At 43.6% G+C, this 15,395-nt stretch carries 14 protein-coding genes and 1 pseudogene; 6 read left to right on the top strand and 9 right to left on the bottom strand.

Annotation, left to right across the window (positions count from 1 at the left end; genetic code table 11):
* Window positions 1-116 precede the first annotated feature (116 nt).
* Window positions 117-1,640 carry a TerC family protein gene (locus VXP95_RS05185; protein WP_416680696.1) on the top strand — a complete coding sequence of 508 codons (1,524 nt, stop codon included), beginning with the start codon at window positions 117-119 and terminating at the stop codon, window positions 1,638-1,640.
* A gap of 570 nt (window positions 1,641-2,210) precedes the next feature.
* On the opposite strand, the gene thiM is transcribed toward VXP95_RS05185, so the two are convergent.
* From thiM to VXP95_RS05170, 3 genes are all read right to left on the bottom strand, one after another.
* Window positions 2,211-3,059, bottom strand: a complete 849-nt coding sequence (gene thiM, locus VXP95_RS05180) for a hydroxyethylthiazole kinase (RefSeq protein WP_416711606.1) — start codon at window positions 3,057-3,059, stop codon at window positions 2,211-2,213.
* A gap of 32 nt (window positions 3,060-3,091) precedes the next feature.
* Window positions 3,092-4,252 carry a hypothetical protein gene (locus tag VXP95_RS05175; RefSeq protein ID WP_416711604.1) on the bottom strand — a complete coding sequence of 387 codons (1,161 nt, stop codon included), beginning with the start codon at window positions 4,250-4,252 and terminating at the stop codon, window positions 3,092-3,094.
* Window positions 4,253-4,412: 160 nt separating this feature from the next.
* Window positions 4,413-4,670 carry a hypothetical protein gene (locus tag VXP95_RS05170; protein ID WP_064096549.1) on the bottom strand — a complete coding sequence of 86 codons (258 nt, stop codon included), beginning with the start codon at window positions 4,668-4,670 and terminating at the stop codon, window positions 4,413-4,415.
* Window positions 4,671-5,030: 360 nt separating this feature from the next.
* Between VXP95_RS05170 and pepN the strand changes: the two genes are divergently transcribed.
* Both pepN and VXP95_RS05160 read left to right on the top strand, forming a co-directional pair.
* Window positions 5,031-7,637, top strand: coding sequence for an aminopeptidase N (gene pepN / locus VXP95_RS05165; RefSeq protein WP_416711627.1), 2,607 nt, complete (start codon window positions 5,031-5,033; stop codon window positions 7,635-7,637).
* 207 nt (window positions 7,638-7,844) lie between these two features.
* Window positions 7,845-8,053 (top strand): annotated as a pseudogene (locus VXP95_RS05160) (hypothetical protein).
* 38 nt (window positions 8,054-8,091) lie between these two features.
* On the opposite strand, the gene VXP95_RS05155 reads toward VXP95_RS05160, so the two are convergent.
* Together VXP95_RS05155 and VXP95_RS05150 are read right to left on the bottom strand one after the other, a co-directional pair.
* Entirely contained in the window at window positions 8,092-8,538 is a 447-nt protein-coding gene (locus tag VXP95_RS05155) for a universal stress protein (RefSeq protein ID WP_064096546.1), read from the bottom strand.
* A gap of 146 nt (window positions 8,539-8,684) precedes the next feature.
* A complete protein-coding gene (locus VXP95_RS05150; RefSeq protein ID WP_064096545.1) occupies window positions 8,685-9,128 on the bottom strand; it encodes a universal stress protein in 444 nt (147 codons plus the stop codon).
* Between the two features lie 267 nt (window positions 9,129-9,395).
* Here VXP95_RS05150 and VXP95_RS05145 point away from each other — a divergent pair, with 267 nt between their 5' ends.
* Together VXP95_RS05145 and VXP95_RS05140 are read left to right on the top strand one after the other, a co-directional pair.
* Window positions 9,396-10,382 (top strand): alpha/beta hydrolase, encoded by a 987-nt coding sequence (locus tag VXP95_RS05145; RefSeq protein ID WP_416711603.1) that lies wholly within the window; start codon window positions 9,396-9,398, stop codon window positions 10,380-10,382.
* A gap of 88 nt (window positions 10,383-10,470) precedes the next feature.
* Window positions 10,471-10,815, top strand: a complete 345-nt coding sequence (locus VXP95_RS05140) for an SMR family transporter (RefSeq protein ID WP_004645439.1) — start codon at window positions 10,471-10,473, stop codon at window positions 10,813-10,815.
* A 39-nt stretch (window positions 10,816-10,854) separates the two neighbouring features.
* On the opposite strand, the gene VXP95_RS05135 is transcribed toward VXP95_RS05140, so the two are convergent.
* The 4 genes from VXP95_RS05135 to VXP95_RS05120 form a co-directional block, all read right to left on the bottom strand.
* A complete protein-coding gene (locus VXP95_RS05135) occupies window positions 10,855-12,030 on the bottom strand; it encodes a benzoate/H(+) symporter BenE family transporter (protein WP_064096669.1) in 1,176 nt (391 codons plus the stop codon).
* Between the two features lie 109 nt (window positions 12,031-12,139).
* Window positions 12,140-12,799 carry a leucine efflux protein LeuE gene (gene leuE, locus VXP95_RS05130; protein WP_416711602.1) on the bottom strand — a complete coding sequence of 220 codons (660 nt, stop codon included), beginning with the start codon at window positions 12,797-12,799 and terminating at the stop codon, window positions 12,140-12,142.
* Between the two features lie 75 nt (window positions 12,800-12,874).
* Window positions 12,875-13,852: a transaldolase gene (gene tal / locus VXP95_RS05125; RefSeq protein ID WP_064102706.1), complete on the bottom strand. Its 978-nt coding sequence runs from the start codon at window positions 13,850-13,852 to the stop codon at window positions 12,875-12,877.
* Window positions 13,853-13,941: 89 nt separating this feature from the next.
* Window positions 13,942-14,832, bottom strand: a complete 891-nt coding sequence (locus tag VXP95_RS05120; protein ID WP_416711601.1) for a LysR family transcriptional regulator — start codon at window positions 14,830-14,832, stop codon at window positions 13,942-13,944.
* A gap of 98 nt (window positions 14,833-14,930) precedes the next feature.
* Between VXP95_RS05120 and VXP95_RS05115 the strand changes: the two genes are divergently transcribed.
* Window positions 14,931-15,380 carry an AceI family chlorhexidine efflux PACE transporter gene (locus VXP95_RS05115; protein ID WP_064096540.1) on the top strand — a complete coding sequence of 150 codons (450 nt, stop codon included), beginning with the start codon at window positions 14,931-14,933 and terminating at the stop codon, window positions 15,378-15,380.
* Window positions 15,381-15,395 lie beyond the last annotated feature (15 nt).

Raw genomic sequence — 15,395 nt, 5'->3', positions numbered from 1 at the left:
CAGTTTATGCATAATGGAATGGTCTTAAGTTGCATAGGTTTTATTTTAATGGATCCCTCGCCGTGCGTTGATCTTCCATCTCTATTTTTAGCTTACTCGAACGGGGTAATTCTCTAATGGAATTTTTATTAGATCCCGGAATCTGGGTAGGTTTAATTACTCTTATTATTCTCGAAATTGTTTTAGGTATTGATAACCTAGTCTTCATTGCCATTCTGGCTGAAAAACTTCCTCCTGAACAACGCGATAAAGCGCGTGTTGTCGGTTTGTCACTCGCATTATTCATGCGTCTAGGCCTGTTATTTGCCATTGCCTGGTTGGTCACTTTGACACAACCATTGATTACTGTGTTTGACTGGACCTTCTCCGGTCGGGACCTGATCTTGTTATTTGGTGGCTTGTTCCTGGTGTATAAGGCCGTTACTGAGCTGCATGAAAAAATTGAAGGCAAACCTGAAGTCACAGTATCTACCAACGTGGTATATGCAAGTTTCACTGCCGTTGTTGCACAGATTGTTGTTTTAGATGCTGTTTTCTCTTTAGATTCAGTGATTACCGCAATTGGTATGGTCGACAATATTTATGTCATGATGGCTGCTATGATTGTCGCAATGGGCGTGATGCTACTGGCATCGAAACCATTGACCAACTTTGTGAACCGTCATCCAACCGTGGTGATTCTGTGTTTAAGCTTCCTGCTTTTGATTGGTATCAGTCTGATTGCAGAAGGTTTTGGCTTCCATATTCCAAAAGGCTATATCTATTCAGGTATTGGTGTCGCGATCATAATCGAAGCATTTAACCAGTTCGGTCAGCGTAATGCTGCTAAACATGAATCGAAGATCCCTTTGCGTCATCGTACGGCTGACTCGATTCTGAAATTGATGGGCGGTAAGCTGGAGACGACTGATACTCAAAATAATGAGGCACAAGAAACCTTTGCAGATGAAGAACGTTATATGATTGGTGGGGTTCTTACCCTTGCAGAGCGTTCAGTCGCTTCGATCATGACGCCCCGAAGCCAGATTTCATGGGTCGATCTGGAAGATAGTCCAGAAGAGATCCGTGAAAAAATTCTTTCCGTTCCACACAGCCTGTTCCCGGTATGTCGCGGTAGCCTGGATAAGGTCATTAGCGTAGTACGTGCAAAAGAATTACTGGATGTACTGGAAGAGCCGGAAGAATTAAAAGCACTGATCAAACGTCATCGTCCAATTTATATCTTTGAAAGAATGAAAGTTATTGATGCGATCAATACCTTGCGTACTTCTAAGGGTTCTTTGGTTCTGGTCAGCGATGAATTTGGTAATGTACAGGGTCTGATTTCACCGCTGGATGTGTTTGAAGCAATTGCCGGTGAATTCCCGGATGCTGATGAGCAGCTAGATCTAGTTAAAATCGATGATACGCACTGGATCGCATCGGGCATGTTAGACTTGTATCAGCTTGAGCTGGAACTTGGCATGATTGATCTGATTGATGAAGATGCTGGTTATATTAGTGTGGCAGGTCTGATTCTAGATAAAACCAACAGTACGGTTGAAGTGGGCACCGAGTTAAATTATCAAGGTGTGCAGTTCAAAGTCACTGAAATTGAAAGCAATCGTATCAAGTCGGTCAGCATTCATTACGCAGGTTAAACAGGTGTTTTAAACACGTTATTTGTTCAAATTCTAAAAGTCAGTTGCTTGAGTGGCAGCTGGCTTTTTTTAATGTATGTCTGTTGAATCTGGTTTATTAAAATAATATGAGCCTTTGTTTAAACTGATTTTTATCAGTTTATTCATACTATATTTCAAGTTCCAAATTGAGCTAAATATGCTGGTATTAGACTAAAAAATTCAAGCCAAAAGAGGTCAAATCGATCGTTAAAAATAAGCATGATCAGGCATTGGGTGTGGATTCATACAGCCTGTTAATCAAAACTTAAAAGTCCTATTTAAATAGGAATAAGAAAATAAACTACAATTCACATGAACTAAATTAACCTTATGCAAAGATATCTTAATTAAAGAAGATATGCTTTTTAAGGAAATCGATATATAAATTTCATGAAGCTCTGCTCATCAAGCAAAGCATTTATCAAAATGCTTGGCACATAAGACTCAAATAGAAGATTTCTATCGATATGGATATAAAAGAAGTAGGTAAACTAGATAGGGGCGTGTTCACCTATTTAAACCTACACACCCCGTAAAGTAGCCAATAAACTAAATGGATTCCGGCAGAATTTTGAAGCTTGCGTATTGTCGGATTGTTTCAGTATTGAGTTGATGGATTTCATCCAGAAAGGCGACATTAAAATTGCCTAACTGTTGTGCGCGTTCAAATGCCAATTGACCGGCAATGGCAAAATGTACATGTGCCGTTAATGCAGCAACGGCGGGAGACGTTACTGCGCTATATGCAGCAATCAGTGCACCGAGCGCACATCCCATCGCCGTGATTCGGGGCTGTAAAGCAGAACCGCCTGACACCTGTATCACAGGATAGTCTCTAGAAATAATGTAATCGGATTCACCGGAGATCGCGATACATTCACAATAATCCAGCAAACTTTGCGCCTGTAAATAAACATCCGCACTGTCTACCGTACTGTCCACACCTTTGGATTCGATTTGCTTGCCGGCCAAAGCACCAATTTCAGAGGCATTGCCACGCAAAATGGCAGGATGGAAATGCATCAACTGATCTGCGATGCCTGAACGCCAGTGCAGAACTGTTCCATAACCGACCGGATCAAGCACCCAGGGTTTTTGCAGCTGATGTGCAGTTTCCGCAGCAACCTGCATCGCCTGAACCTGTTCTGTCGTCGGTGTACCCAGATTCAGACTGATGGCTGCTGCAATCCTGGCAAAACTTTCAGCTTCAAACGGATTGTCGATCATGGCCGGAGACGCATGTGCAGCCAGTACAATATTGGCGACATAGTTGCTGGCCACCGTATTGGTCATGATATGCACCAGGGGCTGCTGTTGCTGAAGTTTCAACCAGCCTTCACAGATCTGGTCCAGAAGTGTTTGCTGTAATGCTTGCATCGAAGTCGTCATCATGGTCATTTATAAAAGTGGAAGATAAGTTGTCTATTCGGTCAGCGGGTAAAATAATGGTCTTGATGCTTGCAGCTACGACAGAACAGGCTGACATAGTCACTGGCATCATAATCCACCGATAGTTCCTGTGAGCCGCAGTGCATACAGCGTTTCTGGGAATAAAATTTCAGGCGGGGTTCGATCTTGTGCCAAGAACGCCACACTGGCTGAAAGAAGATATTTTCATCATAGCCCAGAAAACGGTAAAACAGGATTTCGCTCATCTTGCTAAATGCCAGTTGAGGTGGGCGAGGCAAAGTAGAGGTTTCCCATTTTTCCGTGATGGAACGTTCCCGGTACTGCTGCAAGGTTTTTTTTAGCAGATTGGTATTAATAAAATTTTCATTGCGTGGCTTAAGGGCTTTTTGTTTGTACAGGTATTCCAGTCCTGTTTGTACCAGATAATAAATCTGTCCCACAGCCAGTACATCCAAAAGACGATAGCAAAAAGTCTGAAAGCTCTGATTTCCGGCAATCTGCACATTCCAGCTACGGCAATAGAATTGGGCAAACTGAATGATTTCTTCATACAGCAGGCAATAGAGTGCATCTTTGACTTCATCTGCACTTTTAAAGGGCACACCTTGGCCCAGGTTTTGATAAAACCAATTGCGCAGCTGCTGGGTAATGCTGAACAGGGTGGGTTCAGAATAGCCATCCAGACGCACATTAATATAATAGTGCTGGTTTTCCTGCTGGACATCTTTGGGAATCAGCACCTGATCCCGGATCAGGCTTTTCACCAGACCATGTTGGAACAGATAGTTGGGACTGATGGAATAATATCGAATTTGATGCCAGTCAATATATTCGCGGTGCTGGCTATATTCCTGCACCTGTTCATCCAGAATCGCGAGTAAAAACAGTTTATTGATAAAACTGAGCTGATTGAGCTCAAGAACCGGTCGATCCTGCTTTTTATGATATTGCCGGTTTTCCTGTAAACGGACTTCCTTGAGCATACGTTTACGTTGCGCCAGACAGTGTTCACAATAACAATTGTGCTTTTGATCGGAATAAAGCTGATGCTGGCAATGGCTACATTCATGATAGCTCAGCTCCTGATCATATTGTTCTGCCTCAATCCAATACATCGATGCCTTACACAATGGGCAGTGAGTACTTTCATCAAGCTGTTTTTGCAGAACACTGAATACCATGGTCGCGAGCAACTCTAGAATGGACGGGCATTTGATTATACACGGCTGATGAGATGCAAACGTAGTGGACTGGCGCAATTTTTTATAATCAAAAACAGCCACACAAACAGGAGAAGAGCTACCGAAGTAGCTCTGATTTTAAAACATGAAATGACACTTTTTAAACCGGGCAGGGTAAAGTATCGTCCTGCTCTCCGCGATGTTTGGCATGAATTAAGGCCTGAACCTTTTTAGAAGGAACTTTTTTGGCACCGAGTGCATCGTAGGTGTTGAGAATGGCAGTCACTTCATGGGCCTGAAGCGGAATGCCTTCACAGCTCATCAAGAGCGCAATCACTTTATGGTCAATATTGGCCTGGTCCAGAGTCTGCAAAGTTTTAATATTTTCAATCCGTATTACATGCTGTTTTAAATACATGACTCACCTCATCATCGTTATCATTATTCTTTCATTGGAAGTGTGGAAAACACAGTTTAACTGTACCAAGAAGTGTGCTCATTTTTTAATCTGCATTTATGCGGTACTCTGAAAATAAAATTATGTATTTTTAAATCAGTTATTTATGAGAATGTAAGAAATTATGATTCTGACTATTTTTATGGCACAGATATTTCTTATGTAGAGCTGAGTGCTGCCCATTTAGGCAGAATGCATTGAAAGTGGTGCATGAAATGCCCATATTAGATCTGACAATACAAATGCACAGACAGCGTTTCAAACTTGGCGTATGATTTTGACATGAACAATGTCGAACACGATAAAAGATTAGGACAGGACATGAATATTGCGGCAAACCCGGTGATCGAGGCGGATCAAACCATTTATTTAAAAGACTATCAAAAACCTTCCTTTGTCGTCGATTCTGTAGACCTGAATATTCAAGTCTACAGTGACCACAGTCTGGTCAGCAGCAAGCTCGAGATGCAGCGTCAGACAGCTGGCGATCTGGTTCTGCTTGGCCGTGATCTGGAACTGCAATCGATCCGGTTAAATGGTCAACCCCTGAATGCCAGTGACTACCACCTGGATGCTGAACAGCTGGTCATTGCCAATGCACCTGATCAGGTATCACTTGAAATTGTGGTTAAAATCCATCCTGAAAGTAATACGATGCTGGAAGGCTTATATCAGGCCAGCTCAGATCTGTTTGTGACCCAAAATGAACCAGAAGGGTTCCGTAAAATTACTTTCTATCCAGACCGTCCTGATGTGTTGTCGGTCTTTACGACGCGTGTAGAGGCAGACAAGAAATATCCGGTCTTGCTTGCGAATGGTAACCTGCTAGAAACCGGTGAAGTAGATGCCAATCGTCACTATGCCGTGTGGCAGGATCCGACCAAGAAACCGAGCTATTTGTTCGCCTGTGTGATTGGTGATCTGGCCGTGATGAAAGATCATTATGTTACTTCGGAAGGCCGCAATGTGGCTCTGGAAATCTATGCAGAAGAAAAAGATATTCCAAAATGCAAAATCGCCATGGAAGCGCTCAAACATTCCATGCGCTGGGATGAGGAGCATTATGGTCTGCCTTATGATCTGGATAACTACATGATTGTGGCGACCAGTGCATTCAACATGGGTGCCATGGAAAATAAAGGTCTGAATATCTTCAATACTTCATGCGTGCTGGCCGATGAAGAGTACACTACTGATGCCGCCATCATGCGGGTGCAGTCAGTCATTGCCCATGAATACTTCCATAACTGGACCGGTAACCGGATTACCTGTCGTGACTGGTTCCAGTTATGTCTTAAGGAGGGCCTGACTGTATTCCGTGATCAGTCTTTCTCGGAAGATTTGCAGTCGGCTGCGGTACAGCGTATTGATGATGTGGCGGTTCTGAAAGCGCATCAGTTCCCGGAAGATTCAGGACCATTGTCACATCCACCGCGTCCGGATCATTTTGTAGAAATTAACAACTTCTATACTGCCACTGTTTATGAAAAAGGTGCGGAAATTAACCGCATGATGGCGACCTTGCTTGGCAAGAAAAAATTCCGTCAAGGAACTGATGAATATTTCCGCCGTCATGATGGTCAGGCGGTAACGGTTGAGGATTGGGTAGCCGCACTTACAGCAGGTTCAGGTGTGGATCTTTCAAACTTCCTGACCTGGTACAACCAGCCCGGTACGCCTAAACTGCAAGTAAAAGCTGAGTACGATGTAGAGACCCAAATCTATCGCCTTCACTTCAAGCAAAGCCTGAAACCGCATGCCAAATACCCGAATCTGAAAGCAGTTCCAATTCCAGTTGCTTTAGCACTGTTTGATGCTGAAAGCGGTGAACAGCTAACGCTAAATTCTAAGGCGCTCTTTGAAAATGGCGTTAAGGATGGTATGTATCTGTTTGATCAGGATGAGGCAACGATCGAGTTTAGTGGTGTTGCAGCGAAACCAGTAGTGTCCTTGCTGCGCAATTTCTCTGCACCGGTAAATCTGGACTTTGACTATTCAGAAAAAGAACTGGCTTTCCTGTTGCAATATGAGACCAATGGTTTTAACCAGTGGCAGGCGACCCAAACCTTACTTGAACGTATCCTGCTGGATGATCAACCTGCCGAGATCTATATTCAGGCCATGCTTAAGACCTTGCCGGATATGATCGAGAAAGATCCACTGCTGGCATCGCGTCTATTTGATGTACCATCTGAAGGTTACTTGGGCAGCCGTATTGATCAGGATTATCAGCCAGCCATGATTCAGGAAAAGCGTGAGGCTTTACTGCATACTCTGGCCCGTGCCTTTGGAGAAACAGCGAAAGAAACTTATCTGAGTCTGGATCCAGATTTGCAATCTGATTTCTCGCAAGCAATGGGGGTGCGTGCCCTGAGAAACATCATGCTGACGATGATGGCTCGTCAGGGAGATGCATCTGTCTTTGACTTGGCCTATGAGCAGTATCATACAGGCAATATGTCTGAACGTTTAGGGGCGCTGAAAGTTTTGGTCTGGAATGATGCGCCACAAGCACCAGAAGCGCTAGCCGATTTCTACAGCCGTTTTGAAGACGAAGCCTTGTCTTTGGATCAATGGTTTATGGTTCAGGCAGCACATCCAAAAGCAACGGATGCAACGATTGCATATTTGACCCAACATCCGGATTATGATCTGGCGGTGCCTAACCGTATTCGTGCAGTCAGTGGCGGTTTGAATGCCAACCCAGTCAATACCTGGAGCTTTGGCGTACAGCATTTTATTGGTCTGGCAAAATATCTGGATGAGAAAAACCCGATTGTAGGCTCACGTTTGCTACAGGTATTGTCACGCTGGTATACCTTGGCGGAACCACAACGTAGTGAAGTAAAAGCTCAACTTGAAACCTTAAAGCCACTGGTCAAATCTAAAAATGTGTCTGAGACACTTAATAGTATGCTCAGCATATAATATTTCTTGTTAAAAAACCGGATCGACATGATCCGGTTTTTTTTACTTTTTCAAATGCTGTCTTTAAATACAGTTGAATTTCCCTAAAGGCCGAGTTAAGTATCAAAGGGTGTTACAGTATGATTATACGGAAAAGAGTATTTGTTTATTAAGCTGTAAGCTAGGTAAAGGGATCTACAGATTCGCTTACTAGAGGTTGTCCAAGATATGTTAGTGAAAATTGAAGATGGTTTTTATTTAAATAGCCAGCATATTATTGCCATACATGTCAGCAAGAATCCTGAAAATGGTTTATTTGGAATTTCTATTCAATATACGCCGCATTCTGTTCAGCAGGTCGGAGAATACAAAAAGTATTTCAAAGCCAACTTGATGCTGAAATTTTCTTAAATGAACTCAATCAAAAGCTCCGTTAAAAGCCTGCATGACGCAGGCTCTGCTTTGATCAGTACTATTATTGTCTGACGATGAGTACAGGTATTGGAGAAATTGCCAGAACATTCTGAGCTACGCTGCCGAGCATCAGTTTTTGCAGGCCCTTACGGCCATGTGAGCCCATGATGATGAGATCAGCTGATGATTCATCTGCAGCCTGCATAATGCCTTCTGAGGGTGGCATGCCATGTACGACTTTTGTTGTAACCTCTATGCCATCACGAACAAAGTTCAATTTTAGCTCGTTTAAACGATCAAGAGCATTTTGTTCTGCATGCATAAAGTAGTCTGTGACTGCCGGAGCAACTTTGTAGAAATCTACGCCGGTGAAGGGGTCCACTGCAATCACACTGAGCAAAGTAACATGGCTATGAAAAACTTTGGCCAGCTCGAGGGCATGCTCTGCGGCAGCATATGAAATCGGGGATTCATCGACTGCTACGAGAATATGATCATAGTTATTCATGGTGCTTCCTCATATTTATTATGGTGCTAAGGGAAAATATGGCTTGAGCGAATCAATCGCTACAGGATGTCTTGTTTGAACTTCAAAAATAACTGAAAAGCTAAATGAATAAGTACTGCGCATCTTGAAGATGCGCAGTAACTGGATTATTTTTTCACGATCAATACCGGGATTTCACTTGCACCCAAAACATCCTGTGCAAAGCTGCCCAGAATCATTTTCTGGAAGCCTTTGCGGCCATGAGAACCCATGACAATCAGGTCCGCGTTTACTTCATTGGCGGTTTGCGCAATATGCTCTGCATTGACTAAACCTGTGACAATGCGGGAATCTGCTTCAATACCTTCAGCGGCTGCGATGGCAGTAGCTTCTTTCAATGCCTTTTTGGCATTGGCATGTGCCTCGACAAAATATTCTTTCATGATAGAAGAGCTGTAATAAAAATCAGCCTCGGTAAAAGGATCTTCTGCAATCAGGCTGATCAGAGAAAGCTGACTACCGAATGCCTTGGCAATTTTGGCAGCATGTCTTACTGCAGAAAAGGAAATTTCTGAACCGTCCACTGGGACTAAAATATGTTGATAGGTCATGGCTTTTCTCCGCAGGTTGTTTAATTTTTGCCTTGGTTTATTGATAGCATAGTGCTGTAATAGGTGCAATTGCAAAAAAGCGGTAAAATTGAAAAAACTCATTAAATTACAAATATTTTTAATGTAAAAGTAATGAAAAAAACAGAGTAAAAAACTCGGGATAGCAGTTTTAATGATTAAAAAAAAGTGGATGAATGGTCCTCGTTTACACAAGGATGGTTTAGACTGCTGTAGCCTGTTTTTAGATCATATATAGAGGAGACAGTGTTGAGGTTTTTCGCTATTCAGCTTTTGCTAATAAGTTCAGTCATCCTCTCCGGTTGCCAGACTGTACAGAACAGTAAAGTTATTGCCAGTGCTTTTAACCTGACCACGGGCTTGCAGCAAAAAGTGATGGATCGTTATGCGCCTGGTGCTGTCATCGTGCAGCAAAATATTGTCTATGCGCCGCAGCAAAACTTGTCTCTGGATTTGTATCAGCCACAGAATATTGCCAGTATTGGCCCACGCCCCACTATTGTCTGGATTCATGGGGGAGGCTGGATTTCAGGTTCTAAAGAACATGCGCGGGGATATTTCAAGCTTCTGGCCGCTCAAGGTTATAATGTAGTCTCCGTACAATATCAGTTTGCGCCTAAAGCTACCTATCCTAGCCAGCTACACCAGATCAATCAGGCACTCAAATTTCTAGATACCTATGCAGACACCTACCATATTGATGCCCAGAACTTATATCTGGCCGGGGATTCTGCCGGAGCCAATCTCGCCAGTCATTATGCCGCACTTTTGACTAATCCCGCATTTGCCGAGCAATCTGGTATTCAGCCTTATCTGCAACCCGGGCAGCTTAAGGGGTTGATTCTGCACTGCGGGATATATGATCTGGAAGCATTTGCCAGCACTGCACCTGAAGAAATGAAAATTGTGGAGTGGGGGGTATATAACCTGATTCAGGCTTATACGGGTGAGCGCAAGAATGATGCGACATTTTTAAAGCATATTTCTCCGATTCAGTATATTACGCCGTCTTATCCACCGGTGTTCATCAGTGGAGGCAATAAGGACTTTCTGACCGATACCCAGTCTTTGCCTTTTGTGAAAGCCTTAAAGGAGCAGCAGATTCCGGTGACTGCAGTGTTTTATCCGGAATCTAAAGCCTGGCTGATTCATGAATATCAGTTTTTTATGGGCAAGAAAGAAAGTCAGGAAACTTTTATCAAGACGCTGGATTTTTTACATCAGCTTTCCCCTTAAAGATGGGATTAAGCAGGATGAATTTCTTATGTTTAGTTTTAGTCAATAGCCCCGACAAATCATTAAAAAATAGTTTGGAGTTTAAGAGATGAATCCTGTCTCGTGGGCATATTTATTGTTGGCTTTGGCCATCATTGCAGAAGTAACTGGATCTACATTTCTGGTGAAGTCGGAAGGTTTTACCCGATTATGGCCTTCTCTAGCTGTGGTCATTTTATTCTGTATTGCGTTTTATTTACTCTCTCAGGTGATTAAAGTAATTCCTTTAGGCATTGCCTATGCGATCTGGGCGGGAGTAGGTATCGTTCTTACGGCAATTGTAGGCTATGTCATATTTAAACAGGCGCTGGATTTGCCAGCTTTTATCGGGATTGCACTGATCATTTCCGGTGTGGTGGTGATTAACCTGTTTTCCCAAACTGCAGGGCATTAAAAAGGCAGACAAAGTAGCTGCCTCATTTCTACAATAAGCTTATGCCATTTGCGGTTTAAGTTTAAATAGCAAATAAACCGTCAAACCAAGTAGCAGTCCCCAGAAAGCTGAACCGATTCCAAAAAACTGGATATTGGATGCACTAAACAGGAAGGTCATCAGTGCCGCTTCACGGTCGTGACTGTCCTGAAAAGCCAGCGCAATATTGTGGCCAATGGTGCCAAACAGGGCAATTCCTGCTAAGACGGTAATCAGAATCCCCGGAAAAGTCATCAGTACACTGGTCAAGGTCGCAGCAAAAAAACCCATCAAAATATAAAACAGGCCGCAGCTCATCCCTGCAATATAACGTTTGGCCGGATCAGGATGCGCTTGGGCATCCAGACTGACTGCCGCACTGATTGCGGCAAGGTTGACACTGAAACAGCCAAAGGGTGCCAACATTGCCTGGGTAATACCCGTCCAGCCTAAAATCGGATTGACCTTGGGTGGATAGCCATAACTTTTAATCACAGCCAAGCCGGGCAGGTATTGCGATGCCAGGTTAATCACCAATAAGGGTAAGGCCAAGCCTAAAAGGGCTTGTAGGCTAAATTCAGGCGTAGTCCAGACCGGCTGGGCAATACTCCAGTTCAGTGCAGGAATAGTGAAATCAATAAAGAAAGGGCATAGGAGGATAGCCATCAAGACAGTAATCACGATGCTATAACGCATACTCAGTTTTTTGGAAACCAGATAAACTGCCAGTACACAAAGTACAAATGGCCAGGACTGTTGCAGACTGCCAAAGACCGAGATGCCAAATTTTAATAGCACACCTGCCAGCATGGCACTGGTCAAACTCTGTGGAATAAACTGGAAAATTCGCTCGAAAATTCCAAAAAATCCCAAACAGGCAATCAGGATACCAGAAATCAGAAAAGCGCCAATTGCTTCACCCAGACTATAATGGCCGGCAGAAGCAATGACCAGTGCCAGCCCGGCAGTTGACCAGGCGGTTGAAATTGGATAGCGATATTTCCAGGAAAGCAGAAACCCGGAAACTCCAATACCTATACCCAGTGCCCATAACCAAGAACTGATTTGCGCAGCATTGGCACCCAGACTTTGCGCAGCTTCAATGACCAGTACGGCAGAAACACTGATACCAATCATGCAGGTAATAAAACCGGCCATGATGGCAGGAAAGGAGAGATCTTGTAAAAGTTTAGGCATCATCCATGACACTATTTCTAAATGCGTTTAAATCATACGCTTTTCATGTATCAAAACAATGTTTTTAACAATTTTATCCAGAGGTCTGCTGGCTTGAAGCCGGTCATTGCTAGAAAGTTGAAGTCGCCAGTTTAAGGCCAAAACCGCAAAACAGGATCCCAACTGCAGCCACACAACTGGCGGTCACTTTATAATTCTGGTTGAAATAAGAGGCCAGTTTTACACCAGAAAAAATCAGGATTGAAAGATAGGTCATACTGATCAATTGCAGGATCACAGCCAGTATCGTGAATGTCAGGGCAGGGTAAGGATAGGCAGGATCGACAAATTGCACAAAAAAAGACAGGTAAAACAGAATTGCTTTGGGATTTAAGATGCTAATGGTAAGCGCGGTACGAAAGGGCTTAATTGATTCAGTAGTATCGGAAGATGTTTTTTTAATCTGGACGCGTTGTGCCGATTTTGCCGGAAAGAAAGTCTGATAGGCTGCAATGATCAGTTTGATACCGAGGTAACTAAGATAGATCGCTCCGATAATTTTCAGGGCGATAAACAGTACCGGAAAGGCATGTAGAAGCGAGGCCGCACCCAGTGCAGTACATATAATCAGAATCAGGTCGCCTGTATATACCCCCAATGCGCCCATATAACCTGTTTTAATGCCAAAACGAGAGGCAATCGACATGACATACAGGGAGTTCGGTCCGGGCAGTAACACAATCAACGTAGTTCCAATGATAAAGGTCGTTAGATCTGTGATACCAAACACGAAAAGCTCGCAAGAACAAAAAAGCCGATGCGGCATTATAGCAACATCGGCTTGGAGAAACTGGCTAAATTTTCTTTAAATTTCAGTGGTACTCAGGAAAGTTTCACGTAATAAAGCAGCCAGTTGTTCCCGTGCTTTAATGAAACCATCAATGCCGCCTTGCAATAATTCACTGGCCATCGGATCCTGTTTCAATTGTGCATCAAAATCGGCATGGCTGATTGGACTGAGTTCACCTTGAACTTGAATATCTTTGGCTGAGAGTTGCGCTTGCACTTCACGCTGATCATTTTCCAGTTCGGCCAGCAGGTTTGGTGCTACCGTGAGCAGGTCGCAGCCGCTCAAGCCTAAAACCTGGTCAATACTACGGAAGCTGGCCCCCATGATTTCAGTCTGAATACCGTGTGCCTTGTAGAATTCATAAATACGCTTGACCGAAAGTACACCCGGATCTTTTTCAATCGGGTAAGCTTCAACACCTTCAGCTTTTTTGTACCAGTCCAGAATACGGCCGACAAAAGGCGAGATTAAGGTTACTTTTGCATCCGCACAGGCATGGGCCTGGTGCTGGCCAAATAATAAAGTCAGGTTGGTATGAATACCTTCTTCTTCCAGCGCTTTTGCTGCCTGGATACCTTGCCAGGTAGAGGCAATCTTGATCAGGATGCGGTCTGAATCAATTCCATATTGTGCATAAAGTGCCAGCAGTTCTTTGGCTTTGGCAATCGTAGCTTCGGTATCAAAGGAGAGCGAAGCATCGACTTCTGTCGAAACACGGCCTTCAACCAGTTTTAAGATTTCAACCCCGAATTTGACCGTCAAAATATCAATGGTACGTTCGATCAGGGCATTATCCACATAACCTTCTTGCTGGGCCTGCTCAAAAGCAGCTTCAATTAAAGCCTGATTTTCAGGTTGTTTCGCTGCTGCAGTAATCAGCGATGGATTGGTCGTCGCATCCAGAGGGCGAAATTTTTCAATTGCACTTAAATCACTGCTATCTGCCACAATGGTCGTCAAGTTTTTTAATTGGTTTAACGCAGTTAATGTCATTACGATCTAGTTCTATGGTTATTGCTTATGCATTCTTATATATCATAAATAGCCGGTTAACCAAGTAGACTGTCGTTGAATTTCTGTGATTAATGCCCGATTTGACGTTGTTTGCGCAAGTGATCAATCAAAAAATGAGCAGCTGTGCTTAGTCGGGTTTCCCGGCTCCAGACCAGATCAACAAAATATGCAAACTTTGGCGTGAAATCGAGCAGGTTTAAAACCTGTAACTGATCTTGCAAATGTGGCTGCTCATTCAGCATCTCGAGTGGCAGAACCCCCCAGCCCAGTCCTTGCTGAATCATGCTGCAAGCCGAGTGATGGTTGTCGGTGCGCCAGTAATTTCTTGAAAAGAGCAGTTCTGGCTTGATGGTGCGATCGCGACTGGCCACCACAATCTGCCTGTTTTGCAAAATCTGTTCATAGCTGACTTGAGCAAACTGACTTAAGGGGTGCTGTTTGGCGACTACAGCGACCAGCACCTCACGCTTTACTTCCACAAACTGTTCACGGGTTTCCAGTTGTTCGCGTTCAAACATCAGGGCCAGCTGTGCTGAACCTTCAAACAGCATACGATGTGCATCTTCCTGAGGTGCACTAAAGACATTGATTTGCAGTGAGGGAAATTCCTGTTCCAGCAACACGATATAATCGGTCCAGCGCGTATGCAGCAATTCTGATACCACGACGATATTCAGTTCAGATTCTTGGCCTGAACTTAAGGCTTGAGCGTGCTGTATCCACTGGTTCATTTCTACCAGTAATTGCTGGGTTTTCTCATACAGTACCTGTGCCTGCGGGGTCGGTTTAGGTTCACGGCCAGAGCGCTGGAACAGCTCCAGATTCAGGTCAATTTCCAGATTGGCAATCGCCATACTGACTGCTGAAGGTACTTTCCCCAGTTGACGCGCAGCCGCAGAGAAAGAACCGGTTTCCATCACAGTTTTGAACATCAGCAGTTGTTCCTGATTAACATTCATAGCTCAACCTTTCATTTTTATTGATGGATTCTAACTCGAATAATCAGATTTAAAGAAATATAATTGCTAAACTCTCTGATGAATTAAGCTGATTTGATATGTTAATTACCAAAAGAAGACTGATTCATGCCACCTTATATGAAGGTATTCTACTGGTCGTGATCGCTGTCCTGCTAAGTACATTGATGCATATGCCTCTTGAGGTAACAGGCGTTCTCGGGATTGCTATGGCTGTGACTTCAGTACTCTGGAATATGCTGTTTAATCATTATTTTGAAAAGTTTGAAGCGAAACATCGCCTGAAAAGGACTATTAAAGTGCGGATTGCCCATGCAATTGGCTTTGAAGGCGGTTTGATGCTAGCGACTATTCCAATGGTGGCTTATGCCTTACACATGAGTCTGGGTCAAGCTTTTTTGCTGGACTTAGCTTTAACCCTTTGTATCCTCGTATATACCTTTATCTTCCAGTGGATTTATGATCATTTAGAAGCCAGGCTGGGGCTAGAGCCGGATTATCGGAAAATCTCATCATCACATAAGCCATAAAAAATACCACACAGT

The sequence above is a fragment of the Acinetobacter sp. 226 genome, assembly GCF_048147925.1.
GTDB classification, from domain to species: Bacteria; Pseudomonadota; Gammaproteobacteria; order Pseudomonadales; family Moraxellaceae; genus Acinetobacter; species Acinetobacter pecorum.
The sequence above is the reverse complement of the archived record's forward strand: the minus strand, read 5'-3'. Positions and strand labels throughout refer to the sequence as shown.

Excerpts from the sequence above, each read along its gene's own strand:
- pepN (WP_416711627.1), top strand. The coding sequence starts at position 5,031 with ATGAATATTGCGGCAAACCCGGTGATCGAGGCGGATCAAACCATTTAT.
- VXP95_RS05140 (WP_004645439.1), top strand. The coding sequence starts at position 10,471 with ATGAATCCTGTCTCGTGGGCATATTTATTGTTGGCTTTGGCCATCATT.
- VXP95_RS05170 (WP_064096549.1), bottom strand. The coding sequence starts at position 4,670 with ATGTATTTAAAACAGCATGTAATACGGATTGAAAATATTAAAACTTTG.
- VXP95_RS05135 (WP_064096669.1), bottom strand. The coding sequence starts at position 12,030 with ATGCCTAAACTTTTACAAGATCTCTCCTTTCCTGCCATCATGGCCGGT.
- VXP95_RS05115 (WP_064096540.1), top strand. The coding sequence starts at position 14,931 with ATGTTAATTACCAAAAGAAGACTGATTCATGCCACCTTATATGAAGGT.
- VXP95_RS05175 (WP_416711604.1), bottom strand. The coding sequence starts at position 4,252 with ATGGTATTCAGTGTTCTGCAAAAACAGCTTGATGAAAGTACTCACTGC.
- VXP95_RS05185 (WP_416680696.1), top strand. The coding sequence starts at position 117 with ATGGAATTTTTATTAGATCCCGGAATCTGGGTAGGTTTAATTACTCTT.
- VXP95_RS05155 (WP_064096546.1), bottom strand. The coding sequence starts at position 8,538 with ATGAATAACTATGATCATATTCTCGTAGCAGTCGATGAATCCCCGATT.
- VXP95_RS05120 (WP_416711601.1), bottom strand. The coding sequence starts at position 14,832 with ATGAATGTTAATCAGGAACAACTGCTGATGTTCAAAACTGTGATGGAA.
- tal (WP_064102706.1), bottom strand. The coding sequence starts at position 13,852 with ATGACATTAACTGCGTTAAACCAATTAAAAAACTTGACGACCATTGTG.
- thiM (WP_416711606.1), bottom strand. The coding sequence starts at position 3,059 with ATGACCATGATGACGACTTCGATGCAAGCATTACAGCAAACACTTCTG.
- VXP95_RS05150 (WP_064096545.1), bottom strand. The coding sequence starts at position 9,128 with ATGACCTATCAACATATTTTAGTCCCAGTGGACGGTTCAGAAATTTCC.